Raw genomic sequence first — 25,138 nt, forward strand, 5'->3', positions numbered from 1 at the left:
GTCCGGCCCTCACCCCGCGCCCGAGGGCGATCTAGCGCCCGCGCCGCGCGCTTGGCAATTCCGTGCAGAAATTTATTGCATCCGCGGCGCTTCCATCTAGGATCGCCCTCGCGCCGGGACGCGGCGCCGGATCGGCGACGAGGTCCCCGCAAGCAGGGACGGCCGGTCAGCAGGCTCGGGGAGGATGAATTGCGGAAGACGCTCACGATTCTGGCTGCCGCCGCCGTCGGCATGGGGGCGCTGATCGGCAACGCCGAGGCGCAGACGAAGGCGCTCACCATCGCGCTAGTCCCGGGCCTCACGACGGATGCCTTCTACATCACGATGCGCAAGGGCGCGGAGGCGGCCGCCAAGGCGGTCGGCGCCGACCTGACGTTCCAGGGCGCGCCGGACTTCAACCCCGTCACGCAGAGCCCGGTGCTCGACGCGGTGATCTCGCGCCATCCCGACGCGATCCTGATCGCGCCGACCGACAAGGCCCAGATGGTGCAGCCGCTGAAGAAGGCCGCCGACGCGGGCATCCCGGTCATCACGGTCGACACGTTCATCGGCACCGGCGACTACGGGACCGGCAAGGGCGAGGCCGACTTCCCGCTCTCCTACATCGCCTCCGACAACCTGCTCGGCGGCAAGATCGCGGCCCGCACGCTGGCCAAGGCGATCGGCGACAAGGGCAAGGTCTACGTGTCCAACGTCAAGCCCGGCATCTCCACGACCGACCAGCGCGAGGAAGGCTTCAAGGAGGAGATGAAGTCCCATCCCGGGATCACCGTCCTGACGACGCAGTTCAACGACGACGACGCCAACAAGGCCGCGTCCCAGCTCCAGTCCGTCTACGCCCGCAACCCGGACCTCGCCGGCGTGTTCGGCGCCAACCTGTTCTCGGCGCTCGGCTCGGCCAACGGCGTCAAGCAGGCCGGCCAGGGGGGCAAGGTCAAGGTCATCGGCTTCGACGCGCCGACCTCGGTCGTGGCGGACATCAAGTCGGGCACCATCGACGCGGTCATCGCCCAGCATCCGGCCGAGATCGGCTACTTCGGCGTCATCTGCGCCTACGCGCACCTGACGGGGCAGTCGATCCCGACCAAGATCGGCACCGGCTTCACCGTGATGGACAAGGCCAACATCGACGATCCGAACGTCGCCAAGTTCATCTACAAGGACTGACGCGGACATCCGGCCAGCGAGCCGCATCGCGGCAGCGGGCGCCCGCGCGGCGCCCGCGCGAAGCCGGCCTCCGGTCGGGGCCGCCGGCGGGCGCAGTCCCGCCGTGGCCGGCCCCCGCCCCGAACCAGCCCCTTCTCACCTTCCGGAACGGCGCATGTCCGCTCAAACCACCCCGATGCTCCGCGCGCGTCGCCACGCGAAGATGCCGCATCCCTGGCTCGTCCGGCTCGCCGCCCTGCGGGCCTGGCTGTTCCTGGCCCTGCTGCTCGTCGTGTTCGAGACCTGGGCGCGCCTGAGCTACGGCACGAGCTTCGTCCTCTCGACCTACAACCTCCAGTCCGTCGCGATCTTCGCCGTGGCGCCGCTGCTGCTCGCCCTCGGCGAGACTTTCGTCATCATCGCGGGCGGCATCGACCTGTCGGTCGGCTTCGTGATGGGCCTGTCGGCGGTCGTGGCGGCCCACGCGGCCAACGGCGCGGGCGGCGTGCTCCCGTCCTTCCCGGCCATGCTGGTCGGCGTGGCGGCGGGCGTGCTGGTCTCGCTGGTGCCGGGCGCCATCAACGGCTGGCTCATCTCCAAGCTCAAGGTGCCGCCCTTCATCGGCACGCTCGGCATGTTCGGCGTCGCGCGCGGCGCGGCGTTCCTCCTGGCGAAGGGCACCACCGTGCCGGTCTCCAACGACTGGTTCGCGGCCCTGGGCAACGGGCGCCTGTTCGGGGTGCCGTCGGTCGTGATCGTCACCGTGCTGTTCCTGCTCGTGATGCACTACCTGCTCAGCCAGTCGCGCTTCGGTCAGCACACCTACGCGGTCGGTGCGAGCGAGCAGGCGGCGCTCAGGGCCGGCATCGGCGTCGGCCGCCTGACGCGGCGGCTCTACCTCCTGTCGGCGCTGTGCGCCGGCATCGGCGGCGTGCTCTACGCGGCGCGGTTCACCGCCGGGGCCGCGCAGGCAGGCGAGCCCCTGCTGCTCGACTCCATCGCGGCCGTGGTCATCGGCGGGGCGAGCCTGTTCGGCGGCTCCGGCACCATCCTCGGCACGGTCGCCGGCTCGTTGGTGATCGCGGTCATCCAGTACGGCCTCGTCTTCGTCGACGTCGAGCCCTTCTGGCAGTTCGTCGCGGTGGGCGTCGTCATCATCATCTCGGTGCTGGTCGACCAGACCCAGCGCAAGCTCGGTGGAGAACGCTGATGGAGGCCGCGGTGACCACGAAGCCGATCCTCGAGATCCGCGACGTCTACAAGCGGTTCGGCGGGGTCGAGGCCCTCAAGGGCGTCTCGCTCGTGCTACGCCCCGGCGAGGTCGTGGCGCTCGCCGGCGACAACGGCGCGGGCAAATCCACGCTCACCAAGATGATCTCGGGGGTCTACCGCGCCGACGGCGGGGAGATCCGCCTCGACGGCGCGCCGGTCGACTTCGCGACGCCCGAGGCCGCGCGCGCCGCGGGCATCGAGACGATCTACCAGGACCTCGCCCTGGCCGACAACCTGTCGATCGGCGCCAACATCTTCCTCGGCCGCGAGCCGATGCGGCGCCTGTTCGGCATCCTCCCGGTGCTGGACCGCCCGAAGATGGCGGCCGCCGCCAAGGCCACGATGGCCGAGCTCGACTTCCACGTCGACCGACTCGACGCTCCTGTCGGCCGCTTCTCCGGCGGCCAGCGCCAGGCGGTCGCGATCGGCCGGGCGACCTACTGGAACGCCCGCGTGATCCTCATGGACGAGCCCACGGCCGCGCTCGGCGTGCCGGAGCAGCGCAAGGTCATGGCGCTGATCCGCATGCTGAAGTCGCAGGGCCGCGGCGTGATCTTCATCTCCCACAACCTCCAGGACATTTTCGCGGTCTCGGACAGGATCGTCGTGCTGCGGCGCGGGTCCCTCGCGGGCGAGCGGAGGATCGAGGACACCACGCACGACGAGGTCGTGAAGCTGATGATCGGGGGGTGATCGATCCGGCCGGGGCGCGACCGGTGCCGCCGGCCGCGGCCGGGCCGTCCTCCTCGGGGGCCGTCGTGAACCGTGAGAAGCGGCTTCCCTGAAACCATTTTGGGATGACCCGCAGGGGGGCGCCGAGGGCCAGGGTCCAGCGACGGTCGAGAGGGTCGGCGAACGGGGGCGCGAAAGAGGGTGCGGCACGATCGCCTCCCATGGTCCATAGATGGCCGGCCGAAGTCCGACGCGGAGTCCCTCGATGGTCGATGAGAATGCAGCCGCCCCCAACGCCGACCAGGTCGCCTACTGGAACGGCGAGAACGGCGACAAGTGGGCTCGCCTGCAGGCGCGGCTCGACGCGCTGTTCGCGCCCATCACCGCGGCCGCCATCGCGGCGGCGGCGGCGCGGCGCGGCGACCACGCGCTCGACGTCGGCTGCGGCTGCGGCGACACCGTGCTGGCGCTGGCCGAGGCGGTGGGCCCGCTCGGCGCCGTCACGGGCGTCGACATCTCGGCGCCCATGCTGGCCGTGGCGGGGCACCGCATCGCCGCGCGCGAGCTGACCCAGGCCGCCGTGCTGCGCGCCGACGCCGCGACGGAGCCCTTCGCGCCCGGCTCGGTCGACCTCGCCTTCTCGCGCTTCGGCGTGATGTTCTTCGACGCGCCGACGGAGGCCTTCATCAACATCCGCCGCGCGCTGAAGCCGGGCGGCCGTCTGTTCTTCGCCTGCTGGCGGCCGTTCAAGGGCAACCCGTGGTTCCACGCGCCCTACAAGGCGGCGGTGCCGCATCTGCCCGAGCAGGACAAGGTGGACCCCGAGGCGCCCGGCCCCTTCGCCTTCGCCGACCCCGAGCGGGTGCGCCGCATCCTCGGCGTCGCGGGCTTCGGCGAGGTCGCGGTCGAGCCCTTCGACGCGACGCTCACCTTCGCGCCGAGCGGCGCAGTCGAGGACGCGCTGGAATTCCTCGTGCAGGTCGGCCCCGTGGCGCGGGCGCTGGCGACGGGCACGGAGGAGCAGCGCGCCGCGGCGCTCGACGCCGTGCGGGCGCGGCTCAGGGAGGCGGACGGGCCGGAGGGCGTGCGGCTCGGCGCGCAGTGCTGGTTCGTGTCGGCGGTGGGGTGACGCGCGACGGACCGACGCCCTACTCTCCTGTCAGGGGAGGGAAGGCCTCGGGGAACCGGGGAACGATCTTTCACCCCTCCGCGGCCAGCATCCGCTCCAGCACGTCGAAGCGGTCCGCCTCGACCGTCGGCTTGTCCCAGCGGATGCGCGCCACGCGGGGGAAGCGCATCGCCACGCCGGACTTGTGGCGCGTCGAGCGGTTCAGGCCCTCGAACAAGATCTCCAGCACCAGCCCCTCGTCGCGGCTGTGCACCACCTCGCGCACGGGGCCGAAGCGCTTCACCGTGTTGTTGCGCACGAAGCGGTCGAGCTTGGCGAGCTCCTGGTCGGTGAAGCCCGAATAGGCCTTGCCGACCGGCACCAGCACATCGCCGTCCGGCCCGTCCTTCCACACCCCGAACGTGTAGTCCGAGTAGAAGGAGGCGCGCTTGCCCGAGCCGCGCTGGGCGTACATCATCACGGCGTCGATGTTGAACGGCTGGCGCTTCCACTTGAACCAGGGCCCGCGCGGCCGGCCCGGCACGTAGGCGCTGTCGCGCCGCTTCAGCATCAGGCCCTCGATGGCCTCGGCGTCCTCGCCCCCGCCGTGCGCCGCGGGGTCGGCGCGCACCGCTCCGAGCTGCTCCCAGTCCGCGAAGGGCACGATGGGCGACAGGTCGAAGCGCGGGTCGTCGACGCGCTCCACGAAGGCCTCGAGCCGCCGCCGCCGCTCCGCGAAGGGCAGCGCTCGCAGGTCCTCGCCCCCGTCGAGCAGGATGTCGTAGGCGCGGCAGTGGATCGGGTACTGCTGGATCGTCTTCGCAGAGACGGTCTTGCGGTTCAGCCGCTGCTGCAGGCTGGAGAAGGGCTGCACGCGCCCGTCGATCACCACCAGCAGCTCGCCGTCGACCGCCGCGGCGCCCCAGCGCTCCGAGCCGAGGCTTTCCAGGAGGTCCGGGAAGGCCTTCGAGATGTCGTCGCCGCTGCGCGAATAGAGCCGCCCGGCGTGGCGGCCGTCGCGCTCGAAGCCCGTCACGGCCTGGACGCGGATGCCGTCCCACTTCCATTCGGCCGAATAGGCGGCGGGGTCGAGCGCCGCGAAGTCCTTGGCCTCGTCGATCGGGTGAGCCAGCATGGGGGTGCGGAAGGGCGTCGGGTCGACCCCGTCGGGCTTGGGGCCCTGCCCCGCCGCGTAGGCGAAGAGCTCGACGTAGGGCGGGCGCAGCCCGTGCCACACCTCCTCGACGTCGTCGGGCGCGTGGGGCCCGAGCGCCGCCACCGCGGTCTTGGCGAGGCGGGCCGAGACGCCGATGCGCAGGGACCCGGTGATGAGCTTCAAGAGCGCCCAGCGGCCGACCTCGTCGAGGCTGTCGAGCCAGCCCGCGATGACGGCGGGCAGCGAGGCCTTGCCCGTGGTGGCGAGCGTGGTGACGACCTCCGAGAGCGGCGGCGGCGCGCGGTCCGACGCCCGCGCCGGCCACATCAGGGCGACCGTCTCGCTGAGGTCGCCGACGTAGTGGTAGGACATCTGGAACAGCACCGGGTCGGTGCGCTCCGCCGCCAGCGCGTGCAGCATCGCCGGCTTGGCGTCCGGGAACACCAGCGAGTCGGTGAGGGCCGCCAGCGCGTAGCCGCGCTCGGGGTCCGGGGTCGCGGCGAAATAGGCCGACAGCATGCGGATCTTGCCGTTGCGGCCGGGCTCGAAGGCGAGGCGGTCGAGGAGCTGCGCGAAGTCCCTCATGCCGCTTCCAGCACCTCGTCCTCCTGGTCCTCGCCGTAGCCGATGAGGTGCAGCGGCCGGGCCGCGATGCCCTGCCCCCCCGCCCAGTGCACCAGCGCGTCGGCCTCGCCGTGGGTGACCCACAGCTCCTCGCATCCCGTCTCGACCACGGTGGTGCAGAGCGCCTCCCAGTCGGCGTGGTCGGACACGATCAGCGGCAGCTCGACGCCCTTCAGCCGGGCGCGGGCGCGCACCCGCATCCAGCCCGAGGCCGCGGCCGTGACGGGGTCGGGGAACTTTCGGGCCCACAGGTCCTTGATGGCCGAGGGCGGGCAGATCACGATCTCGCCGCCGAGCTTCGGCCGCTCCGCCGCGACGACCTTGACGACTTCGCCGAGCACGACGCCCTGCCGGCCGTAATAGGCGGTGAGTTTCTCCAGCGCCCCGTGGACGTAGATGGGGCGCTCGTAGCCGGCGCGCCGCAGCAGCGCCATCAGCCGCTGCGCCTTGCCGAGCGCGTAGGCGCCGAGGATGTGGGTGCGCTCCGGGAACAGCGCGCGCGAGGCCAGGAGCTTGGCGATCTCGTCCGCCGCGTCGGGGTGGCGGAACACGGGGAGGCCGAAGGTCGCCTCCGTGATGAAGGCGCGGCAGCGCACGGGCTCGAAGGGCAGGCAGGTGGGGTCGAGGGCGCGCTTGTAGTCGCCCGACACGACGACGTTGAAGCCGTTCTGCTCGATCTCGATCTGCGCCGAGCCCAGCACGTGGCCGGCGGGGTGGAAGCGCACCCGCACGTCGCCGACGCGCGTCCACTCGCCGAGCGGCGCCATCTGCCGGGACAGCGTGAAGTCCTCGCCGTAGCGCAGCGCCATGATGTCGAGCGTCTGCGCGGTGGCCATCACGGCGTCGTGGCCCGAGCGCGCGTGGTCGGAATGGCCGTGGGTGACGAGCGCCCGCGGCACGGGCCGCATCGGGTCCAGATGAAAATCGCCGCCCGGACAATAAAGGCCGAGCGGCGTCTGGGTCAGGATGTCCTTGGCCGACATGGTTTCTTCGCGATGCCCGACGACAACCGATGTCAGTCGTTGCAGACGAGCTTCTTCGCGGTGTGGAGCTGGCCGCCCGGACGGGGCACGCGGCGGAGTTCGAACACGCAGTCCTCGTCGTCCGGCCCGAAGGCCTGCACGACGTGGATGCCGCGGTTGACCGTGAGGGGCCGCACCAGCGCCTGCCCCTGGGCCGCCATCGGGATCGCGAGGAGCGGGGCACCGACGAAGCAGGCCATCACGACGAGGCCCAGGCGGCGCATGTGTGTGGTGGGGGTCGTCGAAGCCATGGTGCCAACCTTCGAAAGATCCGCCCCGCCGACCGAGGCCGGGGCGTCACGCCGCTCGGATCCTCAGTCGTCCGACCTGACCCGACGCTGAACACTCTGGCGGCGCGCGTAGACCGGGCGGTAAACGAGGCGCTCCTCGTCACGAAAACGCCCGGACTGTGCCACAAAGGCGACACGGGCCACGACGAGCGCCGAGATCAGGGCGACGGCCAGCGGAGCGGAACCGAGCGCCACCGTCACGGCCGCGAGGACTGCGGTGCCGGCGCCGAGGACCGCCTGTGTCGGAAGAGAGTTCATCGTGCTGTCCATCCCGTTCTCGGCTTGACAACCGCGCCGTTTGAGCTTGGTTGCAGCGTCGCGGCGTCCGTCGCCGCTTTTTCATGATCCGTAAATATGTTCGTGATTCCGCCGCGCAACGCGGCCGGGCCGTCTTGCCGCGGCGGGGAACCCGCGACGGGAAGACTGACACGGGACCGCCGGCAGGCGCAGCGGCTCCCGGTGACGCGCTTAAAATCTCCTTGACGGCTGGGGCAGCGGCGCCGCTCCGGCGACCGCCTTCAGCGGCACATGGGGATGGGCGCGTAGCCGGCAAAGTTGCCGTCGGCGTCGTAGTCGGGCTGCACCGCGACCGGGCAGCCGTTGCCGACCGCGAGCGGGCTCGGCACGCCGGGCAGCAGCGGGTAGCCGTAGATGTCGTAGCGCATCGGCGCGGGCCGCACGGGCACGCGCGCGACGCGGAAGCCCCCGCCGCCGAAGGCCGGCTCGTTGAAGCTCTGCGCGCCGTAGATCGGCGGAGGCGCCGGGAAGAAGGGCAGGTCGGCGGCGCGCGCCGGCGCGGCCGCGCCGGCCCAGGCGGCCGCGACGGCGATCGGCAGCAGGGACAACGTCGGCCAGCACGGCGGAGTCGGATGGGTCATGGGTCTGTCCAGGGGGCCGGAGTCGGAGATGGCCCGCAGGATGGACGCGCCCGCCTACGGCCGTGTTAAGCCGGTGCCGATCCGTTTCCCCCCCGAGTCCGTCCCGTGTCCTCCTCGTCCGACCTCATCGCCGACCGCCGCTTCGCCTGGGCGAAGGCTTATGCGGAAGAGGGCGACCACGCCGCCGCGGCCGACCTCCTCGCGCAGGTCGCCGAGCGCGTGCCCGGCTGGGCGCCGGGCTGGGCGGCGCTCGGCGAAGCGCGCGAGCGGTCCGGCGACCCCGCCGGCGCGCGCGACGCCTGGGCCCGCGCGGCGGACCTCGACCCCGCGGGCGCGCTCGGCGCCGGGGCCCACCTCGCGCGGCTCGACGGGCGCACGCCGGGCGCCCTGCCCGGCGCCTACGTGCGGGCGCTGTTCGACGATTACGCGCCGCGCTTCGACCGCCACCTCGTGGAAGCGCTGGACTACCGCGGCCCGGCGGTGCTGCGCGACGCGATCGGGCGCGCGGCGCCCGGCCGAGGCTTCGCCCGCGCGCTCGACCTCGGCTGCGGCACGGGGCTGATGGGGCTCGCGCTGCGCGGCCTGGCCGAGCGGATCGACGGCGTCGACCTGTCGCCCGCCATGGCGAAGCGGGCGCGCGAAACCGGCGCCTACGCGGAGGTCGCGGCGAGCCCGCTCGAGGACGCGCTCGCGGCGGTGCCGGCCGGCGCGCTCGACCTCATCACGGCGGCCGACGTGCTGGTCTACCTCGGCGACCTCGCGCCCGTCCTCGCCGCCGCCGCGCGCGCCCTGCAGCCGGGCGGCCTCGTGGCCTTCACGGTGCAGAGCCTGGCGGGGGGCGAGGGCTACGCGCTTGGCCCCGACATGCGCTTCGGCCACGCGCCCGCCTACGTCGAGGCGACGCTGCGCGAAGCGGGGTTCGCGCGGCTGCTCCTCGAAGCCGCCTCGACGCGGCGCGAGCGGGGCGCCCCCGTGCCGGGGCTCGTCGCGGTGGCGGAGCGTCGCCGAACCGTCAACCGGCCGGGGTAACGGGAGTGGCGGCGTGGTCCGCGCCGCGCCACACTGGCCGCGGCGCCGGCCCACCGCGGCGAAGTTCGAAGAGGAGTCGAGATGATCCGCAGCATCGGTTTCGGCGTGGCCCTGGCCGGCCTCGCGGCGGCGACGGGCGCCGAAGCGCAGTCGGCCGCGAATCTGGCGGTCCTGCGCGGCCTCGCGCCCGTCTCGGCCCTGGCGAAGACGCCGGCCGGCCGGGCCGCGCTGGGCTCCAACTACGCCGTGACGGGCGGCATCCAGACCGGCGCGCTGCGGCTGCCGACGCCCCTGCCCTTCGCGGAGCAGCAGGGCCAGGCGCTGCGCGACGCCTTCATCACGGACGGCAACGTCGCCGAGCTCGCCGACGGACTCGGCACCACGCTCGGGGCCGCCTACGTGGCGCGCGCCCACTATCTCGACCGCGACCACTTCACCAATCTGTCGCCGGCGATCGCCGATCTCATCGCCTACACCAACGCCACCACGGGCTCGGACTCGAACAGCGGCAAATACTTCTTCGCCAACGGCACGAAGGACGGCAAGGCCGCTGTGTCCGACGAGGCCGGCGCGATCTTCAAGGCCGCGAACGGCGCCCCGGACCCGTTCGGCACCGCCTACGGCCGCCCCGCGGGCAGCCCGGGCGCCGACGCCTTCGGCGACTCGCGCCCGTTCCAGACCGAGCCGAGCGTCGTGACGATCTACGGCCTCGACTATTTCGGCGCGCCCGCGAGCAGCGACGTCTACAACCGCGGCCCCATCTCCAACCTGCAGGACAGCCCGTCCTACCCGAGCGGCCACACGACCTACGGCTATATGGGCTCGATCCTGCTCGGCGTGCTGGTGCCCGACCGCTACCCGCAGATGGTCGCCCGCGCGGCCGAATACGGCAACGACCGCATCCTGATGGGTGCCCATTACGCGATGGACGTGCTCGGCGGGCGGACCCTCGCGACCCACGACCTCGCCCACCTCCTGGCGAACGACCCCGCCTACATGAACCAGAGCTTCAAGGACGGCGCCTCGCCGATGCTGCCGGGCGGCGGCAAGCGCGAGATCCCGCCGATCGCCGACTACCGCGCCGCCGTGAAGGCCGCGCAGGCCGAGATGGCGAGCGCCCTGCAGGCGGGCTGCGGCGGCCCGGTCGCGGCCTGCGCCAAGGCCGACATCGGCCGCTTCTCCGACCCCGCCGCGCTCGACAGCTTCGTGGCCGCCACGCAGACCTACGGCCTGCCGGTGGTGCACCCCGAGACGGCCGGCACGATCGAGGACGTCGGCAAGCTCGCCCCCGAGGCCGGCAACCTCCTGACCGTCGCCTTCCCGACGCTGACGCTGGATCAGGCGAACGCGATCCTGACTGAGACGGAGGGCCCCGGCGGCGGCTTCCTCGACGACGGCTCCGCCTTTGGGGTCTATTCCCGCCTGAACCTCCGCGCCGCGGCGAAGCGGGCCGCGGCGGCGGTCGCCGGCCGCTGAGGCTTCCCCGCCGGAGCGCGGCGCCCTCCGGCGGGCTTCAGCCCGCGCCCGACCCATCGTATTGCGCGTCGGACACCTTCTCCATCCAGTCCACGGGGGAGCCGTCGTGCTTCTCCTGGATCGCGACGTGGCTCATCGCGGTCGCGGGCGCGGCGCCGTGCCAGTGCTTCTCGCCCGGCGCGAACCACACGGCGTCGCCGGGCCGGATCTCCTCGACCGGCCCGCCCTCGCGCTGCGCGCGCCCGCATCCGGCGGTCACGACCAGCGTCTGGCCCAACGGGTGGGTGTGCCAGGCCGTGCGGGCGCCCGGCTCGAAGGTGACCAGCGCCGCGGCCACCCGCGCCGGCTCCGGCGCGTCGACGAGCGGGTCGATCCGCACCGTTCCGGTGAACCACTCCTCCGGCCCCCGGCGGGACGGCTGGCTGCCCGCGCGCTTGATCTCCATCGCATCGTCCTCTCGGCATCGTCGCCCGGCCGGCGACCCCCGATCATGTAGGCGCGGACGCCGGGCCGATCAGGTTCGGGGCGAAGCGCCGCCCGGGCTCGCGATGGCGGGCGACACGAACTCGGCCGGCGCCTCCCTCCGGCTGTCGGGGCTCACCCTCCCCCGGCGGCTGCGACGGGCCGCTGCCGATCCCGCACGGCCACGCGCGACGAGGTGAACCGCGGGAGCCTCGGGCCGATCGCGCGGCGGAGCCGGGCCGCGGACTGGCCGGCGCGCCCCGTCAGGCCGGATAGGCCGACAGGGCCGCGTCCACCCGGTCCTCGCGCGAGCGGTCCGGGACCGGCGCGGCGTCGCCCGTCGGCCCCCGGAAGCGGCCGAGGTCGGCCCCCACCGCGGCCGTCCGGTACGTCCCGCGCCCCGCGTCCTTGGCGTCGTAGAGCGCCCCGTCGGCCCGGCGCATGAGGTCGTCCCGCGTCGAGGCCGCGTCGGCGGCCGCGACGCCGACGCTCACGCCGATCGAGGCGCGCCCCGTCATCAGCCGGTAGGGCGCGCCGACGCGCCCGATCATGCGGCTCGCGGCCTCCTCGGCGGCCGCAGCGGGGCCGGGGACCAGGACGGCGAACTCGTCGCCGCCGAGCCGCGCCACCGTGGCGCCGCCCCCGACCGCGCCGCCGAGGCGGGCCGCGACGGCCCCGAGCAGCTCGTCGCCGCCGGCGTGGCCGAGTTCGTCGTTCACCGCCTTGAAGCGGTCGAGGTCGAGGCAGAGCACCGAGAAGGCCGGGCCGCCTTCCCGGAGCGCGCGCAGCGCCGCCTCGACGCGCTCGTGGAACAGCACGCGGTTCGGCAGGCCGGTCAGGGCGTCGTGGTGCGCCATGTGGTGGGCGACGTCGTGGGCCTCCGCGGCCTTGGCCAGGGCCGCCTTCATGGCGGTGATGTCGGAGCGGATGGCCACGATGTTGCCGGAGGCCGTGCGCTCCTCGTGGATCAGGATCCAGCGGCCGTTGGCGAGCTGCCGCTCCGCCGTCTGGCTGCCGCGCCGGTGCGCCTCGACGAGGTCCCGCACGAACTCCTCCTCGCGGCCGACGGCTTGCGGATATTGCCCCCTGGCGGCGCCGAAGCGGATCAGCGCCTCGAAGGTGATGCCGCGCTTCAGGGCGGGCCCGCACAGGGGATAGATGTCGCGGAAGGCCTGGTTCCACAGCATCAGGCGGTCCTGAGCGTCCCACATGACGAGGCCGCCCGGGATCGCGCCGGCGACCTCGCGGAAGAGCCGGCTCGTGCGCCGCTCGCGCCACAGGGCGACGAGAAGGGCGCCGAGCGAGGCGGCCGCGACGATCCAGGGCAGAAGCGCTTGATTCGACATGCCTCATTTGACAGGCGCCCGGGTTTCCGAGGTCGGAACAAACGAGGTGAATCCATCGCCAGTTGGTACGACCAACCGTGGCGTGCGCTCCGCGCCTGTCCCCGCGATGCTACTGCATGTCCATGCCCGGCATGGGATGTCCGGCCGGAGCCGCGCCGCCGCCCGGCCCCTTCGCGCCGATGCCCTCGACGGCGAAGTCGACCTTGGCGGTCCCGGCATGCTCGAATGTCAGCGTGCCGGGCACCGTCTCGCCCTTCTTCAGCCCGCGCTTCAGGCCGGTGAACATGATGTGGAGGTTGGAGGGGTCGAGCGTGACGGTCCTGCCGGGCGGGATCTCTAGCGGGCCCGCCGGCCGCATCCGCATCACGCCGCCGTCCATCGTCATGGAATGCAGCTCGAAGCCGCTCGACGCCGCGAAGGTGCCGCCGGTCAGGCGGTCCGGCGCCGTCCCCTTGTTCTCGATCGCGAGGTAGCCGCCGCCCACCTGGGCGCCCCCGGGCGTGGCGCGGGCCCAGGGCTGGTGGATGACGATGTCGCCGAGCGTGACGTCGCCCGCCACCGCGGGCGTGGACGCGAGGGCCGGCGCGAGCAGCAGGGCGAGCGCGGCCGCGCGGCCGGCCGTGGTGAGAAAGGTCATGACGGGTCCTGTGAGGTCCGCCCGCGGCCGTGCGGGCCCACGGGATGCGGGCCGGCCGGGGCTGGCTGGGAGGAGGGTTTCGGATCGGCTCGGGTCAGGCCGCCGGGGGCCCTCGCGGCAGGCGGTGGTCGCGCAAGCGGGCGACGACGGGCGCCCGGAACGCCGCCGCGGCCCGCGCGGCGGAGCGCGCGGCGGGGGCGGGCCGGACCAGGCGCGGAGGCGCCGGGAGCACGGCCGCGGCCAGCAGCGCGCCATCGTCGCAGCAGTCGTGCGAGGCGTCGCGCGCCGGCGCCTCGCCCGCGCCGGAATGGCAGATCGGCGCGGCGACGCCGGCGATCACCGCGCGGGCGGCCGCGGACGGGGCCGCCGTCGCGACGGCCCGGCCCAGGCCCCCGAGGGTCAGGGCGAGCATCAGCACCGCGGCGAGGCCGCGCCGCAGCCCGCGATTCGCTGGGAGCGTCATGCGGGAATCGGGCGCGGCGCGCGTGCCCTTGTCAAGGCGCGCGCCCCGGGCGGTCAGCCGCCCGCGGCGGTCGAGCCCCCGGCAGTGCCCGGCGCGGCCCCGACGAGCCCTTCGAGCCGGGCCAGGATCGCCTTCTCGTCGTCGTCGGCCGAGACCGTGCCGGCGAAGCGACCGCGCGCGTCGAGCAGGATCACCGCGGCCGTGTGGTCCATCGTGTAGTCGCCGCCCTCGAGCGGCACGCGGCGGACCTGCACCTTGAAGGCCTTGGCCATGGCGGCCGTCTGCGCGTCCGTGCCGACGAAGCCCCGGATGCGGGGGTCGAAGGAGCCGAGGTAGTCGCGCATCGCCTCCGGCGTGTCCCGCGCGGGATCGAGCGTGACGAAGACGGCGTTGAGCCGGTCCGCGTCCGGCCCCATGCGCCCGAGCACGGTGGTGAGCACCTGCAGCGTCACCGGGCAGGTGGCCGGGCAGCGCGTGAAGCCGAAGAACAGCGCGGTCGGCCGGCCGACGAGGTCGGCCTCGGTCACGGGCCGCCCCGTCATCTCGGTCGTGGCGAAGGCGCCGCCGATCCGGCGCGACGGGCCGGCCGACCCCGTCTGCGTCAACACCAGCGCCGCGAGGCCGACCATCGCGGCGGCGGCGATGCCGCCCACCAGGAGCAGGACGCGGCGCGGGATCATGGGGCCTCCGGACGGGTCACGCGGACTCGGGACGGAGATGGACATCGCCGGGCGGCGGTCCAACCCGGGTGGACGTTTCGTCCACCCCCGCCGCGGCCTTCGCGGCGGCGCCCCGCTCGCGGATGAGGGCGAGGTAGTCGCGCAGCAGCGCCGCGCGCCGCGGCCGGAAGCTCACCTCCGAGGGGCGGGCGTCGGCGATCCGGTCCGCGCGGAACATGCGGAAGTCGCCGCGCAGGCAGCACCAGGCCAGCACCGTCAGGCTGCGCTCGTGGTACACGATCGCCAGAGGGAAGACCGCCCGCTCCGTGCCCTGCCCCGCCCTGTCGGTGTAGCGCAGGATCACCGCCTCCTCGCGCCAGCAGCCCCGGCGGATCGCGTCGAGCGCGAGCGGCACGGGGGACGACTTCTCGAAGCGGTACACCTGCGACACGGCGTGGAGCAGGTGCCCCTGCACGGCGTCGGGCAGCGTCGCCGCGACCTTGGCGAGGACGGACGAGGCCGCCCCGGCCAGCGCCGCGTCGCCCATCTGGCGCACCTCGGCGAGGCCCAGCACCAAGGCCTCGATCTCCATGCGGTCGAACATCTGCGGCGGCAGCGCGCCGTCCTCGACGAGGCGGTAGCCGTAGCCGCGCTCGCCGTCGATCAGCGCGCCGGCCGCGCGCAGGCTGTCGATGTCGCGGTAGAGCGAGCGGACCGACACGCCCGTCTCCTCCGCCAGCCGCGCCGCCGTGACGGGCGGCGGCAGGCTGCGCAGGGCCCGGAGGAGGCGGAACAGGCGGTCGGTGCGGGCCATGGCGGGAGCGGGGCGCTGCTGACGGAAACTGGCAGGACGGCTGGGACATAACACGCCCGCCGCCGCCGCGGCCCGGAGTTCCCGCCATGCTGACGCTCTTCCATTCGCCGAACAGCCGCTCGACCCGCGTGGTCGCCCTGCTCCACGAGCTCGACGCGCTCGACGCCGTCCGCATCGAAACCGTGACGGTGGCGCGCCGCGACGGCTCGGGCGCGCCGGACGCCCGCAACCCCCACCCGGACCGCAAGGTGCCCTACCTCGTGCACGACGGCGTGGCGGTGTGGGAGTCGAGCGCCATCATGCTCCACCTCGCCGACCTGTTCCCGGCGGCGGGCCTGTCCGTGCCGGTCGGGGACCCGCGGCGCGGCGCCTACCTCAGCTGGTTCGCTTGGTATGCCGGCGTGATGGAGCCGGTGATGATGCTGGAGGCGGCCGGCGTGGCGCATCCCGCCCTCGCCGCGACCTTCCGGGGCGGCGCGGAGATGCGGGCTCGGCTGGCGGAGGCGCTGGACGGCCGGCCCTACCTGCTCGGGGAAGCGTTCACCGCGGCCGACCTGCTGCTCCACTCGCCCTTCGCCTTCTTCGGCAAGCCGGGCGTGCCGGCCATCGACGCCTGGGTGGACCGCTGCAGCGCGCGGCCGGGCGCGGCTTACGCTGCGGCGTTCGACGCCACGCGGCGGGCGTGAGAGCCACGTCTGGAGATGAGTCGATCCCTCGGTCATTCCGGGGCGAGCGGAGCGAGAGCCCGGAATGACCGAGAGGTGGATACGTCATCTCGAAAACCATGCCCATGACGGCCTGCTCCGGACGCTGGACCTCGCCACGCCGTCCCCCGCTCCCTAGTTGGGAAGGGTGCTCGACCGCTCCCCCGCCTCGCCCGAGGCCCCTCCCCCCGCCGCGGCGCTGCCGCCCGCCTTCCTGGCCTGGTTCGCGGGCCGGGGCTGGGCGCCGCGCCCGCACCAGTTGGCGTTGCTCGCCCACGCCGAGGCGGGCCGCTCCGCGCTGCTGATCGCGCCGACCGGCGCCGGCAAGACGCTGGCGGGCTTTCTGCCGAGCCTCGTCGAGCTGTCGGCCGACCCCGGGCGCAAGCCGGGCCTCCACACGCTCTACGTGTCGCCGCTGAAGGCCCTGTCGGTCGACGTCGCCCGCAACCTCGAGACGCCCGTCGCCGAGATGGGCCTGCCGGTCCGCATCGAGACCCGCACCGGCGACACATCGGCGGCGAAGCGCCAGCGCCAGCGCCGCGACCCGCCCGACGTGCTGCTGACGACGCCCGAGCAGATCGCCCTGCTGCTGGCGAACCCCAAGGCGCGCGAGATGTTCGGCGGGCTGCGCCGCATCGTGCTCGACGAACTCCACGCGCTCGTCACCTCGAAGCGCGGCGACCTGCTGGCGCTCGATCTCGCGCGCCTGCGCCGCCTCGCCCCCGGCGTGCAGACGGTGGGCCTGTCCGCCACGGTGCGCGAGCCGCTGGAGCTCGCCGCCTATCTGTCGGGCCGGGACGATCCGGCGCCGGCGGTCGTCACGGCGCCGGAAGGCGCCGCCGCCCACGTCACCATGCTGGACACCAAGGAGCGGCTGCCCTGGTCGGGCCATTCGGCGCGCCACGCGCTCGGCGAGATCTATGACGAGGTGCGCCGCGCCAAGCTGGCCCTGCTCTTCGTCAACACGCGCTTCCAGGCCGAGCAGCTGTTCCACGACCTGTGGCGCATCAACGGCGACAACCTGCCCATCGCGCTCCACCACGGCTCGCTCGACGTCGGCCAGCGGCGCAAGGTGGAAGATGCGATGGCGGAGGGGCGGCTCAAGGCCGTGGTCGCCACCGCCACGCTCGACCTCGGCATCGACTGGGGCGACGTCGACCTCGTGGTCAACGTCGGGGCGCCGAAGGGCGCGAGCCGGCTGATCCAGCGCATCGGCCGCGCCAACCACCGGCTCGACGAGGCGTCGCGCGCGATCCTCGTGCCGGCCAACCGCTTCGAGGTGCTGGAATGCCGCGCCGCGATCGACGCCGCCGCGGCCGGCGTGCAGGACACCGCCGTGCCGCGCTCGGGCGCGCTCGACGTCCTCGCCCAGCACGTGCTCGGCATGGCCTGCGCCGAGCCCTTCGACGCGGACGACTTCTTCGCCGAGGTGACCGACGCCGCGCCCTACCGCGACCTTCCGCGGGACGACTTCGACCGCGCGGTGCAGTTCGTCGCCCACGGCGGCTACGCGCTGCAGGCCTACGACCGCTTCGCCAAGATCCGGCAGGACAAGGACGGGCGCTGGCGCGTGTCCAACGGGCAGGTCGCGCAGCAGTACCGCATGAACGTCGGCACCATCGTGCAGGCCTCGATGCTGAAGGTGCGCCTTGTCCGGGGGCGGACGACCGCGTCCGGGCGTTCCGCCACGTCGGACGGCCGCACCGCCGCGGCGGGGCGCATCGGCCGCGGCGGGCGCGTGCTCGGCCAGGTCGAGGACGGCTTCCTGGAAACGCTGGTGGCCGGCGACACCTTCCTGTTCGGCGGCGAGATCCTGGCGCTGGAGGCCATCGTCGAGGACGAGGCGCTGTGCTCGCGCGCGGGCGGCACGGAGCCCAAGATCCCCTCCTACGCGGGCTCGAAGTTCCCGCTCACCACCTATCTGGCCGAGCAGGTGCGGGCCATGACGTCCCACCCCGAGGACTTCGACCTGCCGGCCCAGGTCGAGGACTGGCTCGCCATCCAGCGGCGCCGCTCCGCCCTGCCCTCCCCCGACGCCATGCTGGTCGAGACCTTTCCGCGGGGCGGGCGGCACTACCTCATCGCCTACGCGTTCGAGGGCCGGCTCGCGCACCAGACGCTCGGCATGCTGCTGTCCCGCCGCATGGAGCGGGCGAAGCTCCGCCCGATGGGCTTCGTCGCCAACGACTACGCCATCGCGGTCTGGTCGCGGAACGACGTCGGCTCGCGGATCAGCAAGGGCCTCGTCTCCCTCGAAGAGCTGTTCGACGAGGACATGCTGGGCGACGACCTCGAGTCCTGGCTCGACGAGTCGACCATGATGAAGCGCACCTTCAAGAACTGCGCGACCATCTCGGGGCTGATCCAGCGCCGCCATCCCGGGCGCGAGAAGACCGGGCGGCAGATGACGGTGTCGACCAACCTCCTCTACGACGTGCTGCGCCGCCACGAGCCCGACCATATCCTGCTCAAGGCCGCGCGCGACGATGCGGCGACCGGGCTCCTCGACCTCAAGCGCCTCGGCGAGCTATTGGGGCGCATCCGCGGGCGGATCCTGCACAAGCCGCTCCGGAGGGTCTCACCGCTCGCCGTGCCGATCATGCTGGAGATCGGCCGCGAGCCCGTCTGGGGCGAGGCCGAGGATGCGGTCTTGGCCGACGCCGCGGACGTGCTGATCGAGGAAGCCACCGGGGACGATGACAGCACTGAAGAGGAAGGCGCCGGCCGAGGCCAGGTCCGGCGAGATCAAGTCCGGCGACATCGGACGCATGCATAGCCACGTGACGATCGCGGGGGTCGACCTCCTCGCTGACTTCTGCGGGGCGCTGTTCCACGAGGGCGACCGCGTGCTGCTGGTCGCCGACCTCCACCTGGAAAAGGGCTCCTCCTTCGCCCGGCGCGGCATGATGCTGCCGCCCTACGACACGGCCGCGACGCTGGCCAAGCTCGCCGCCGTCGTGGCGCGCACGAAGCCCCGCCTCGTCGTGGCGCTCGGCGATTCGTTCCACGACCGCGGCGGCGCGTCCCGGATGGGCGAGGCCGACAGGGCGGCGCTGGGCGCGCTCCAGGCCGGGCGCGACTGGCTGTGGCTCGCCGGCAACCACGACCCCGCCCCGCCGGACGGGCTCACGGGCGACACCGCGGATCAGTGGCACCTCGGGCCGCTGACGCTGCGCCACGAGCCGACGCCGGGCGCGGACAACCGCGCTGGCGCGGCAGGCGAGATCGCGGGCCACCTCCACCCCGTCGCCATAGTGGCCGGGGCGGGCAGCGCCGTGCGGCGGCGCTGCTTCGTGTCGGACGGCACGCGCTGCATCATGCCGGCCTTCGGGGCCTATGCGGGCGGGCTCAACTTCCGCCACCCGGCCTTCGCGGGCCTGCTCAAGGACGGGCGGCGCATCGCCCACGCGCTGGGGCGCGACAGGGTCTACGCCATCCCCGAGAGCCGCTGCCTGTCGGGGGCGTGAGAAACCCATCCTTCTCCCGTGGAACGGGAGAAGGTGTCGGCGCGGAGCGACGACGGATGAGGGGACGCTCGACCGTCGCGGTTCCCCTCATCCGACCCGACTTCGTCGGGCCACCTTCTCCCGCTCTAGCGGGAGAAGGGCGTGTGACGCCTACATCTGCTCCTTCTGGGCGAAGGGCGGAACGCACTGTTTTCCTTGGTGAAATTCGATGTCCGGCGCGCATTTGTGTACCGGTCATCGGCACCAGCGCCATGCGACGGCCTGCCGCACAGCTTGTTCCGAGATAATTCTATTTATGATCGAAAACCAAAGTCGATATGGAATTTAGAGCGCCTGCTTTCTAAGTTTCCATAGTAGATAAGCATAATCATCTTTGATATTCTCTTTCTCCTGTATTGCTGAAGCCATCGGATTGATAATAGCAGTCACGCCAGCCGCGCCAGCTACCGCAGTTATAGCTGCAGCAGTTCCGGAATAGTAACCAGCCCCGAGCGTCGCCATCACGCTTGTGACTGTTGCCATTCCAGCTTTTAATCGACCCAGATTTGCTGCCGCATTGAACTTTCTCTCGATTCGAGAAATCTTTGGACGTACCACATCATGATATATCTCAGTCGCCTTAGAGCCTTGCCTATGCGCATCACGAATGGCTAATTTAAAGTTCACTCGAAACTCATCGATTATATCTTTTTCATCGATAATGATACGTGTGATATCTTCGATTGTGACGTTCTTCAAAACAGGAACAGCTACATCAAATAATGTTTGTCGAAATTCGTCATCAAGGGACGAATCTATGATGAGTGCCTTTTCTGAGGGTTCACGCTGTCCAAACGTGGTGATTTCCCATACCTCACGCGGTGCGTGATGCGGGACGTCGAGCATCCCCCAATTCTTTGGCGTTTTGCCCGGATCAGAGTCCAAATACATCAGGAAACGAAACGGTTTATAGCCCGATTCCGTGAGGATGCGGGGTTGACGGCGGGGTCGCTTTCGATTCGGTTTTGTGTCGATGATCAAGCGCCATTTCCTGAGCAAGGACGATCGTGCGCGGCTGACGGGCATCGCGCGGGATGGGCTTGAGGAGCATCGGGTCGCCCGGCGCGCCAACGCGATCCTTTTGTTGGACAAGGGCTGGAGTTGCGAGCAGGTTTCGGAGGCTCTCCTCCTGGACGACGACACGATCCGGAGCTGGTTCAAGGTTTATCGCGAGGGCGGCGTACCGGCTCTGGCGCGCTTCGACTTGGCGGGCGGGCACCGCGCCTTGACGGTGGAGCAGCTCACGGCCCTGAAAGCCTGGGCCACGGAGGCGCTTCCGGCGTCGACACGCGCGATCGGTCATCACATCCGGACGACGTATGGCATGTCGTACACGCGATCCGGTTTGATCAAGCTGATGGCGGCGCTGGATTTTGTCTGGCGCAAGCCTGACCTTGTGCCCTCGCATCTCGACCTTGCGGCGCAGGAAGCGTTCATCGAGCAGCATGAGCGGCTCCGCAACGGCCTTGGGGCCGACGAAGCGATCGTCTACGGCGATGCCGTTCACCCGACCCATCAGACGCGACCGGCGGGCGTGTGGATGCCGCGTGGCGCCGACGTCGCGGTTCCTGCGGCGTCGGGCCGTGATCGCATGAACATCCATGGTGTGATCGACCTGGAGACCGGCGCGACGCGGATGAAGGAAGTGCTTTCGGTCGATGCGCAAAGCACGATCGAGCTTCTGACCTCCATCGAGAACGCCTACACGACGATGCGTCGGATCCATGTCTATCTGGACAACGCCCGCTATCATCATGCCCGTGCTGTTCAGGATTGGATGAGGCAACCGGGACGGCGCATCGTGCTTCACTTCATCCCGAGTTACTGCCCTCACCTCAACCCGATCGAGCGGCTCTGGGGCGTGATGCACCAGAACGTCACCCACAACCGGTACTATGCCACATTCAAGGACTTCGCGGAGGCGATCCTGACATTCCTCAAGGAAACGGTCCCGAAGCACTTCAGTCGCTTCTCATCCCGAATCACCGATAACTTCCGCATCCGAGACCCAAAGGATTCTCGGGTCGTCGCGTCGTAGATGTATAGGTAGCAACCACCCCTCATGAATAAATGGCGACACCTCTTTCATGAGGTCGTCCACAACACTTCCCGAGTGCAAAGCAAACGCCGGTCGAATTAGGCCTTGTTCACATGCCTCCATAAAGTGTTTCGGAGCATTCGCAGGAATGGTTATGTCAATTTTTTCCTCACCATCATCCCTAAGAAAGCCAACCTTCTTGGGCCATATCAGAGACATGTTAGGGGATGCCGGCCCTTCCATCATGGAAAGATCATGCAGCAAAATGCTCGCCTTAATTTTATCAAGGTACTCAGCGTCTGAACCCAGACGAATAACAGATTTCAATTTAGAGATATCGTTCTGTACCGCATGAAACGCCTTGAAATTGTCGCTGTAGTGGCTAACTATTTGGTCCGGTTCATTTCGTGATATCTTGCCAAGAGCCTCGAAAATTTCCGACATTGAACCACCCCCAGGACTCCATTTAACATATAGGTCTACAAGCCATGCCGACCACTATGCAGACATGTCCTCCCTTGGACGGAACCCGCGTCTTGTTCCTCAACGTCGACCACGACGGCGTCACCGCGGATGGCGAGCGCTTTGACGTCGATCCCGTGGTCTACCGTGCTCACGCCCGTATCGAGGATGTGGTGATCCGCTTCCCCGATGGAAAGCTGAAGCTCGTGCAGCGGGTGACACCAGCGCGGCAGCTCGTTTGAACTTCATCCCGTTTCAGTCTATACTTTCTCTGTCGCCGCTCCAGCGACTCCGGCGTTGAACATTCCGCCGGCACCTTGCCCCCGATACTGTCGAGCGTTGCTCCGGGTCGGGGGCCTTCTTCATGGTCACTCCACCACGGCCCCACGGCGCTTCATGCTGATCATCTGTCCCCCGCGTTGGACAGATCGCACCTCCGCCACCAATCTGAGACGCGCCCTGGCCCGGCCAACGGTTGTCGGGCTGCACTTCATCTGTCTCGCGATGTCCCGGTCAGCACGAGACGGGTCGGCTTTCAAGACGTCGTCGAGCGTCGACTCAGAGCCATCGATAGGGCGGGAGTGCCATTCGCGGCTCAGCGAACGCAGACCGTCGATCAAACGGCTCATGTTGTCGCGATCCGAACCGCGTAGCTTTCCACGATCGTTGATCGCGCTCGCGTGATTCAACAGCTCTTGTATCCGCTGTTCAACGGTTTTGCGCTTGAGCACGACGGGCTTCGATGAAGCACGGCCGCCAGCTATGTCGTTCGGCGCAAGCGAGACTCCATCGGCCGGCTTCGATCTGTCCACAGTCTGAACAGATGCTTTCTCCTCTGTCATTCTGGCGAGCGTGGCGGCGGCAGTATGCTGCGCGCGTTCGTCGGCGAGGATGCCGTTAATCCTGTGCGCGATGTTGTACCCAGCCCAGAAGTATGACTTCTGACGTTTCTGGAACGGCGAGCGTGCCTGATCTTCAGCGGTCAATGGGACGTCGGGCATCATCCGCCCCACCTTGACGAGGTCGTGCGGCGCGATGCGCTTGCCGTTCACCACGATCGCGGGACGCTGGCCCGTCCTCCGCGTTTCCGCCAACGCCTCCAACATGGTGCCGAATAATCCACGCAGGTCATCGCCGTCGAAGATCAGATCGCCCATCGCCCTCTCCTGTCCACATATGGGACAGATGGCGAACGCCGGATCAGTCCACAAGGTGGACACATGAGGATTGTCCATACGGGCCGCCCTTGACCCATGAGGAACAAAACCGGAACATGCGCCGATGCGCTTGTCGGCTTATCCCTACGTTGTGGTCCGCATCAGGTGCCGGAACTGCCCGCGCGCCGGCTCTTACAAATTGGCGAGGCTGGCCGAGAAATTTGGCGCGGAGATCGAGATCGCCGAGTTGGTGATGAAGCTCTCCGCCGACTGCCCGAACCGCTCGATCAAACGACACAAGGGAGAGCATCCCCGCTGCGGCGCGCACCTCCCCGACGTCGCGGGCTTGCCGGAACCCGAGCCGCCACCAGCGGTCCCACCAGCGCCAGCGTTGCGGGTCGTGGGAGGTGGGCGTGACCGATCGTGATCGTCCGACAAGCGGGATCGACAAAATCAGATTGACCTTATGTTAATGGCTGTTCATCATTGTCACTAGCGGTTCGAAGAAGCTTCATGAGCGTCGACCGAACGGGAGGATGAATAATGCGTGCGCTCGGTCCCGCCGCAGTTGCTTCCGCCGCGCTTTGGGCATCACTTGCGTGGTGCTTCGTCGCTGCTCGCACTGTAATCGGATGCGACCATATCCACCTATGCGCGAGAGAGTTCGGTTTCTACTTGCTCTGTATTGATATCGCCTTCATGGCCGCGCTCGTTTGGCATGATCGGATCAAGCCTGACAATGGCTGACGCTATAGCCAATGAACAATGGCGATCACGCCCTTAGTTATGAGCCAAAGTAGAAATACGGACCAGCCGATCGTCAGTGATACGATCAGGGTCACGCCGAGGATAAACCCAGAGGTCTTGAGCGATCTCGGTAGACGGCCACGGTTCCGAACTGAGGTCATTTGTGTCATCTCGGCACCGCCCCGCTTCACTCTCGCCGCGGTTGCAACTCTCGGTACGATACTCTTGTTTCCGTGATCGCTTTTGTAGACTTCGATTCGATGATGGTTAATGCGACCCCGTGGCCGTGATCACACGCCACCGCCCGTCGTCCGCACCTTCCTGTCCGTTGACGTAGGATCGACCTCTATCCGTTGGAGCCTGGTTATCGTCCGCTAGGATTATGTCCGCTGATCAGTGTGTCCGTTGATTGATTCCGACCCTTACGGACATGCTTTTCGGGCCATCGGATACTGACCGTTAGAGCATACCTTAGCGGACGCGCAAAAACGCATGGGTCGGCGCTGGGCTGGGTTCGTGACCGTCTCGGCGTGCGTTTGTCTCGTATGGATTTAGACCCGCACCGTCCGGTGTCTCGGAAGTCCCAAACCGGCCCATATGAGACGCGAAATCTGTCTCATCGGATCGTCTCGCTCAGGTATACCGATAAGAGTCTGCGCCGAACGCATGGCTTAGGAATTGACCGGCTCAGCGACGGGAAGCGATGGCGCCGGGTGGGCCGTGACGGAGAAGCAGGCGCCAAACCTGCATTGAGGCCCACCGACCGCCGCGCAAGGCTGGCACGCCACGTGCGTTCAGCGCGTCCGCAATTTCCTGTAACGTCGTCGCTCCGCTCGCTCTCGCCTTTTCGATCTCGGGCAGCGCCGAATGCGCCCACGCCCGTGCCTCCGCAACCGTGATGCGCCGATTCATCGTCCTGTTCCCATCCCCTGGTTGTCAGTATCGACATACCGGTCGCGGGTTGTGTGGTCTAGGTGGTCGTTTCAATCGGCGGCATGGGTTGTGCCACCAGCGTCACTCCGTAGCCATAGCTACACAATGAGATGAGGTGGAGCACGTCGACACGATCTACGCGCGCACTACATCGCCTGCATGATCATCGGCACCAAGCCGCGACCCAGGAACACCAGCGCCACCACCGCCACCCTGCTCGTGCTGACCTTCGTGTTGTCGCTCATGGTGGCGATCGGCATCGCCGTCGCGGTGATCATCGCGTTCTAGGACATCATCCAGAATTGATGGCGGCGTGCGCCTCAGTCCGCGTCGAGCAGCACGGCGTGGTGGCCGTGAAAGGGAAGGCCGGCGTTGGGCAGTGCTAGATGAACGCGGGCGCGCGAAACGCACGAAGGCGCGGAAAGTTCCGAGGGGGGGGTCGTTTTTTTGTGGCGGAAGGGTGGCGGGTGACGTCGAGCCCCTTTTCAAGTCAGACTCTCCCGCGAGCCTTGTACCTGGATTCCACTTTTGAATGAT

At 69.9% G+C, this 25,138-nt stretch carries 25 protein-coding genes; 12 read left to right on the plus strand and 13 right to left on the minus strand.

Annotation, left to right across the window (positions count from 1 at the left end; translation table 11 throughout):
* The first annotated feature begins 231 nt into the window (after nt 1–231).
* From L7N97_RS08050 to L7N97_RS08065, 4 genes are all read left to right on the plus strand, one after another.
* Nucleotides 232–1,167, plus strand: a complete 936-nt coding sequence (locus L7N97_RS08050) for an ABC transporter substrate-binding protein (protein ID WP_237482107.1) — start codon at nt 232–234, stop codon at nt 1,165–1,167.
* A gap of 175 nt (nt 1,168–1,342) precedes the next feature.
* On the plus strand, nt 1,343–2,356 hold the full coding sequence (locus tag L7N97_RS08055) for an ABC transporter permease subunit (RefSeq protein ID WP_237482109.1): 1,014 nt from the start codon (nt 1,343–1,345) through the stop codon (nt 2,354–2,356).
* The gene (locus L7N97_RS08060) at nt 2,356–3,111 is read left to right on the plus strand and encodes an ATP-binding cassette domain-containing protein (protein WP_237477801.1); all 756 of its coding nucleotides are present in this window, start codon (nt 2,356–2,358) and stop codon (nt 3,109–3,111) included. The genes L7N97_RS08055 and L7N97_RS08060 overlap by 1 nt, the downstream gene beginning before the upstream one ends.
* Before the next feature lie 244 nt (nt 3,112–3,355).
* Nucleotides 3,356–4,219: a class I SAM-dependent methyltransferase gene (locus L7N97_RS08065; protein ID WP_237477802.1), complete on the plus strand. Its 864-nt coding sequence runs from the start codon at nt 3,356–3,358 to the stop codon at nt 4,217–4,219.
* A gap of 70 nt (nt 4,220–4,289) precedes the next feature.
* Here L7N97_RS08065 and L7N97_RS08070 read toward each other — a convergent pair whose 3' ends face one another.
* The 5 genes from L7N97_RS08070 to L7N97_RS08090 form a co-directional block, all read right to left on the minus strand.
* The gene (locus L7N97_RS08070) at nt 4,290–5,939 is read right to left on the minus strand and encodes a cisplatin damage response ATP-dependent DNA ligase (RefSeq protein WP_237477803.1); all 1,650 of its coding nucleotides are present in this window, start codon (nt 5,937–5,939) and stop codon (nt 4,290–4,292) included.
* On the minus strand, nt 5,936–6,961 hold the full coding sequence (locus L7N97_RS08075; RefSeq protein ID WP_237477804.1) for a ligase-associated DNA damage response exonuclease: 1,026 nt from the start codon (nt 6,959–6,961) through the stop codon (nt 5,936–5,938). The genes L7N97_RS08070 and L7N97_RS08075 overlap by 4 nt, the downstream gene beginning before the upstream one ends.
* A 32-nt stretch (nt 6,962–6,993) precedes the next feature.
* Nucleotides 6,994–7,251, minus strand: a complete 258-nt coding sequence (locus tag L7N97_RS08080; protein ID WP_237477805.1) for a hypothetical protein — start codon at nt 7,249–7,251, stop codon at nt 6,994–6,996.
* A gap of 63 nt (nt 7,252–7,314) precedes the next feature.
* Nucleotides 7,315–7,560 (minus strand): hypothetical protein, encoded by a 246-nt coding sequence (locus L7N97_RS08085; protein ID WP_237477806.1) that lies wholly within the window; start codon nt 7,558–7,560, stop codon nt 7,315–7,317.
* 248 nt (nt 7,561–7,808) lie between these two features.
* Nucleotides 7,809–8,168 carry a hypothetical protein gene (locus tag L7N97_RS08090; protein ID WP_237477807.1) on the minus strand — a complete coding sequence of 120 codons (360 nt, stop codon included), beginning with the start codon at nt 8,166–8,168 and terminating at the stop codon, nt 7,809–7,811.
* Nucleotides 8,169–8,273: 105 nt separating this feature from the next.
* On the opposite strand from L7N97_RS08090, the gene L7N97_RS08095 reads away from it, so the two are divergent.
* Nucleotides 8,274–9,197: a class I SAM-dependent DNA methyltransferase gene (locus L7N97_RS08095; protein ID WP_237477808.1), complete on the plus strand. Its 924-nt coding sequence runs from the start codon at nt 8,274–8,276 to the stop codon at nt 9,195–9,197.
* Between the two features lie 81 nt (nt 9,198–9,278).
* Complete coding sequence (locus L7N97_RS08100) at nt 9,279–10,673, plus strand: phosphatase PAP2 family protein (protein ID WP_237477809.1); 1,395 nt, start codon at nt 9,279–9,281, stop codon at nt 10,671–10,673.
* Nucleotides 10,674–10,710: 37 nt separating this feature from the next.
* Here L7N97_RS08100 and L7N97_RS08105 read toward each other — a convergent pair whose 3' ends face one another.
* From L7N97_RS08105 to L7N97_RS08130, 6 genes are all read right to left on the minus strand, one after another.
* Complete coding sequence (locus L7N97_RS08105; protein ID WP_237477810.1) at nt 10,711–11,118, minus strand: (R)-mandelonitrile lyase; 408 nt, start codon at nt 11,116–11,118, stop codon at nt 10,711–10,713.
* Nucleotides 11,119–11,398: 280 nt separating this feature from the next.
* Nucleotides 11,399–12,481 (minus strand): sensor domain-containing diguanylate cyclase, encoded by a 1,083-nt coding sequence (locus L7N97_RS08110; RefSeq protein ID WP_237477811.1) that lies wholly within the window; start codon nt 12,479–12,481, stop codon nt 11,399–11,401.
* Between the two features lie 109 nt (nt 12,482–12,590).
* Complete coding sequence (locus L7N97_RS08115) at nt 12,591–13,118, minus strand: copper chaperone PCu(A)C (RefSeq protein ID WP_237477812.1); 528 nt, start codon at nt 13,116–13,118, stop codon at nt 12,591–12,593.
* A gap of 94 nt (nt 13,119–13,212) precedes the next feature.
* Nucleotides 13,213–13,581 carry a hypothetical protein gene (locus L7N97_RS08120; protein ID WP_237477813.1) on the minus strand — a complete coding sequence of 123 codons (369 nt, stop codon included), beginning with the start codon at nt 13,579–13,581 and terminating at the stop codon, nt 13,213–13,215.
* Nucleotides 13,582–13,634: 53 nt separating this feature from the next.
* Complete coding sequence (locus L7N97_RS08125) at nt 13,635–14,261, minus strand: SCO family protein (RefSeq protein ID WP_237477814.1); 627 nt, start codon at nt 14,259–14,261, stop codon at nt 13,635–13,637.
* Nucleotides 14,262–14,277: 16 nt separating this feature from the next.
* Entirely contained in the window at nt 14,278–15,054 is a 777-nt protein-coding gene (locus L7N97_RS08130; protein ID WP_237477815.1) for a helix-turn-helix transcriptional regulator, read from the minus strand.
* An 86-nt stretch (nt 15,055–15,140) separates the two neighbouring features.
* Here L7N97_RS08130 and L7N97_RS08135 point away from each other — a divergent pair, with 86 nt between their 5' ends.
* From L7N97_RS08135 to pdeM, 3 genes are all read left to right on the plus strand, one after another.
* Nucleotides 15,141–15,740 carry a glutathione S-transferase family protein gene (locus L7N97_RS08135; protein ID WP_237477816.1) on the plus strand — a complete coding sequence of 200 codons (600 nt, stop codon included), beginning with the start codon at nt 15,141–15,143 and terminating at the stop codon, nt 15,738–15,740.
* 166 nt (nt 15,741–15,906) lie between these two features.
* A complete protein-coding gene (locus L7N97_RS08140; RefSeq protein ID WP_237477817.1) occupies nt 15,907–18,534 on the plus strand; it encodes a ligase-associated DNA damage response DEXH box helicase in 2,628 nt (875 codons plus the stop codon).
* Complete coding sequence (pdeM, locus tag L7N97_RS08145) at nt 18,527–19,225, plus strand: ligase-associated DNA damage response endonuclease PdeM (RefSeq protein ID WP_237482111.1); 699 nt, start codon at nt 18,527–18,529, stop codon at nt 19,223–19,225. Before L7N97_RS08140 ends, pdeM begins: the two co-directional genes overlap by 8 nt.
* A gap of 324 nt (nt 19,226–19,549) precedes the next feature.
* Here the strand turns inward: pdeM and L7N97_RS08150 are convergent, their stop codons facing one another.
* Nucleotides 19,550–20,245 (minus strand): hypothetical protein, encoded by a 696-nt coding sequence (locus tag L7N97_RS08150; protein ID WP_237477818.1) that lies wholly within the window; start codon nt 20,243–20,245, stop codon nt 19,550–19,552.
* Here L7N97_RS08150 and L7N97_RS08155 point away from each other — a divergent pair.
* Together L7N97_RS08155 and L7N97_RS08160 are read left to right on the plus strand one after the other, a co-directional pair.
* A complete protein-coding gene (locus L7N97_RS08155) occupies nt 20,238–21,302 on the plus strand; it encodes an IS630 family transposase (protein ID WP_237482112.1) in 1,065 nt (354 codons plus the stop codon). The genes L7N97_RS08150 and L7N97_RS08155 overlap by 8 nt on opposite strands.
* Before the next feature lie 536 nt (nt 21,303–21,838).
* A complete protein-coding gene (locus L7N97_RS08160; protein ID WP_237477819.1) occupies nt 21,839–22,006 on the plus strand; it encodes a hypothetical protein in 168 nt (55 codons plus the stop codon).
* A 126-nt stretch (nt 22,007–22,132) separates the two neighbouring features.
* Here the strand turns inward: L7N97_RS08160 and L7N97_RS08165 are convergent, their stop codons facing one another.
* Nucleotides 22,133–22,921: a hypothetical protein gene (locus L7N97_RS08165; protein WP_237477820.1), complete on the minus strand. Its 789-nt coding sequence runs from the start codon at nt 22,919–22,921 to the stop codon at nt 22,133–22,135.
* Between the two features lie 1,839 nt (nt 22,922–24,760).
* Here L7N97_RS08165 and L7N97_RS29690 point away from each other — a divergent pair.
* Entirely contained in the window at nt 24,761–24,889 is a 129-nt protein-coding gene (locus L7N97_RS29690; protein ID WP_255721631.1) for a hypothetical protein, read from the plus strand.
* Nucleotides 24,890–25,138: the final 249 nt, after the last annotated feature.

This window comes from Lichenibacterium dinghuense (assembly GCF_021730615.1).
GTDB lineage: Bacteria > Pseudomonadota > Alphaproteobacteria > Rhizobiales > Beijerinckiaceae > Lichenihabitans > Lichenihabitans dinghuensis.

What these genes read in the sequence shown, in the direction of transcription:
- pdeM (WP_237482111.1), top strand. Translation starts at nt 18,527, where the DNA reads ATGCATAGCCACGTGACGATCGCGGGGGTCGACCTCCTCGCTGACTTC.
- L7N97_RS08115 (WP_237477812.1), bottom strand. Translation starts at nt 13,118, where the DNA reads ATGACCTTTCTCACCACGGCCGGCCGCGCGGCCGCGCTCGCCCTGCTG.
- L7N97_RS08075 (WP_237477804.1), bottom strand. Translation starts at nt 6,961, where the DNA reads ATGTCGGCCAAGGACATCCTGACCCAGACGCCGCTCGGCCTTTATTGT.
- L7N97_RS29690 (WP_255721631.1), top strand. Translation starts at nt 24,761, where the DNA reads ATGATCATCGGCACCAAGCCGCGACCCAGGAACACCAGCGCCACCACC.
- L7N97_RS08055 (WP_237482109.1), top strand. Translation starts at nt 1,343, where the DNA reads ATGCTCCGCGCGCGTCGCCACGCGAAGATGCCGCATCCCTGGCTCGTC.
- L7N97_RS08105 (WP_237477810.1), bottom strand. Translation starts at nt 11,118, where the DNA reads ATGGAGATCAAGCGCGCGGGCAGCCAGCCGTCCCGCCGGGGGCCGGAG.
- L7N97_RS08120 (WP_237477813.1), bottom strand. Translation starts at nt 13,581, where the DNA reads ATGACGCTCCCAGCGAATCGCGGGCTGCGGCGCGGCCTCGCCGCGGTG.
- L7N97_RS08155 (WP_237482112.1), top strand. Translation starts at nt 20,238, where the DNA reads ATGATCAAGCGCCATTTCCTGAGCAAGGACGATCGTGCGCGGCTGACG.
- L7N97_RS08110 (WP_237477811.1), bottom strand. Translation starts at nt 12,481, where the DNA reads ATGTCGAATCAAGCGCTTCTGCCCTGGATCGTCGCGGCCGCCTCGCTC.
- L7N97_RS08100 (WP_237477809.1), top strand. Translation starts at nt 9,279, where the DNA reads ATGATCCGCAGCATCGGTTTCGGCGTGGCCCTGGCCGGCCTCGCGGCG.
- L7N97_RS08165 (WP_237477820.1), bottom strand. Translation starts at nt 22,921, where the DNA reads ATGGGCGATCTGATCTTCGACGGCGATGACCTGCGTGGATTATTCGGC.
- L7N97_RS08135 (WP_237477816.1), top strand. Translation starts at nt 15,141, where the DNA reads ATGCTGACGCTCTTCCATTCGCCGAACAGCCGCTCGACCCGCGTGGTC.
- L7N97_RS08090 (WP_237477807.1), bottom strand. Translation starts at nt 8,168, where the DNA reads ATGACCCATCCGACTCCGCCGTGCTGGCCGACGTTGTCCCTGCTGCCG.
- L7N97_RS08085 (WP_237477806.1), bottom strand. Translation starts at nt 7,560, where the DNA reads ATGGACAGCACGATGAACTCTCTTCCGACACAGGCGGTCCTCGGCGCC.
- L7N97_RS08080 (WP_237477805.1), bottom strand. Translation starts at nt 7,251, where the DNA reads ATGGCTTCGACGACCCCCACCACACACATGCGCCGCCTGGGCCTCGTC.
- L7N97_RS08130 (WP_237477815.1), bottom strand. Translation starts at nt 15,054, where the DNA reads ATGGCCCGCACCGACCGCCTGTTCCGCCTCCTCCGGGCCCTGCGCAGC.
- L7N97_RS08060 (WP_237477801.1), top strand. Translation starts at nt 2,356, where the DNA reads ATGGAGGCCGCGGTGACCACGAAGCCGATCCTCGAGATCCGCGACGTC.
- L7N97_RS08050 (WP_237482107.1), top strand. Translation starts at nt 232, where the DNA reads ATGGGGGCGCTGATCGGCAACGCCGAGGCGCAGACGAAGGCGCTCACC.
- L7N97_RS08125 (WP_237477814.1), bottom strand. Translation starts at nt 14,261, where the DNA reads ATGATCCCGCGCCGCGTCCTGCTCCTGGTGGGCGGCATCGCCGCCGCC.
- L7N97_RS08070 (WP_237477803.1), bottom strand. Translation starts at nt 5,939, where the DNA reads ATGAGGGACTTCGCGCAGCTCCTCGACCGCCTCGCCTTCGAGCCCGGC.
- L7N97_RS08065 (WP_237477802.1), top strand. Translation starts at nt 3,356, where the DNA reads ATGGTCGATGAGAATGCAGCCGCCCCCAACGCCGACCAGGTCGCCTAC.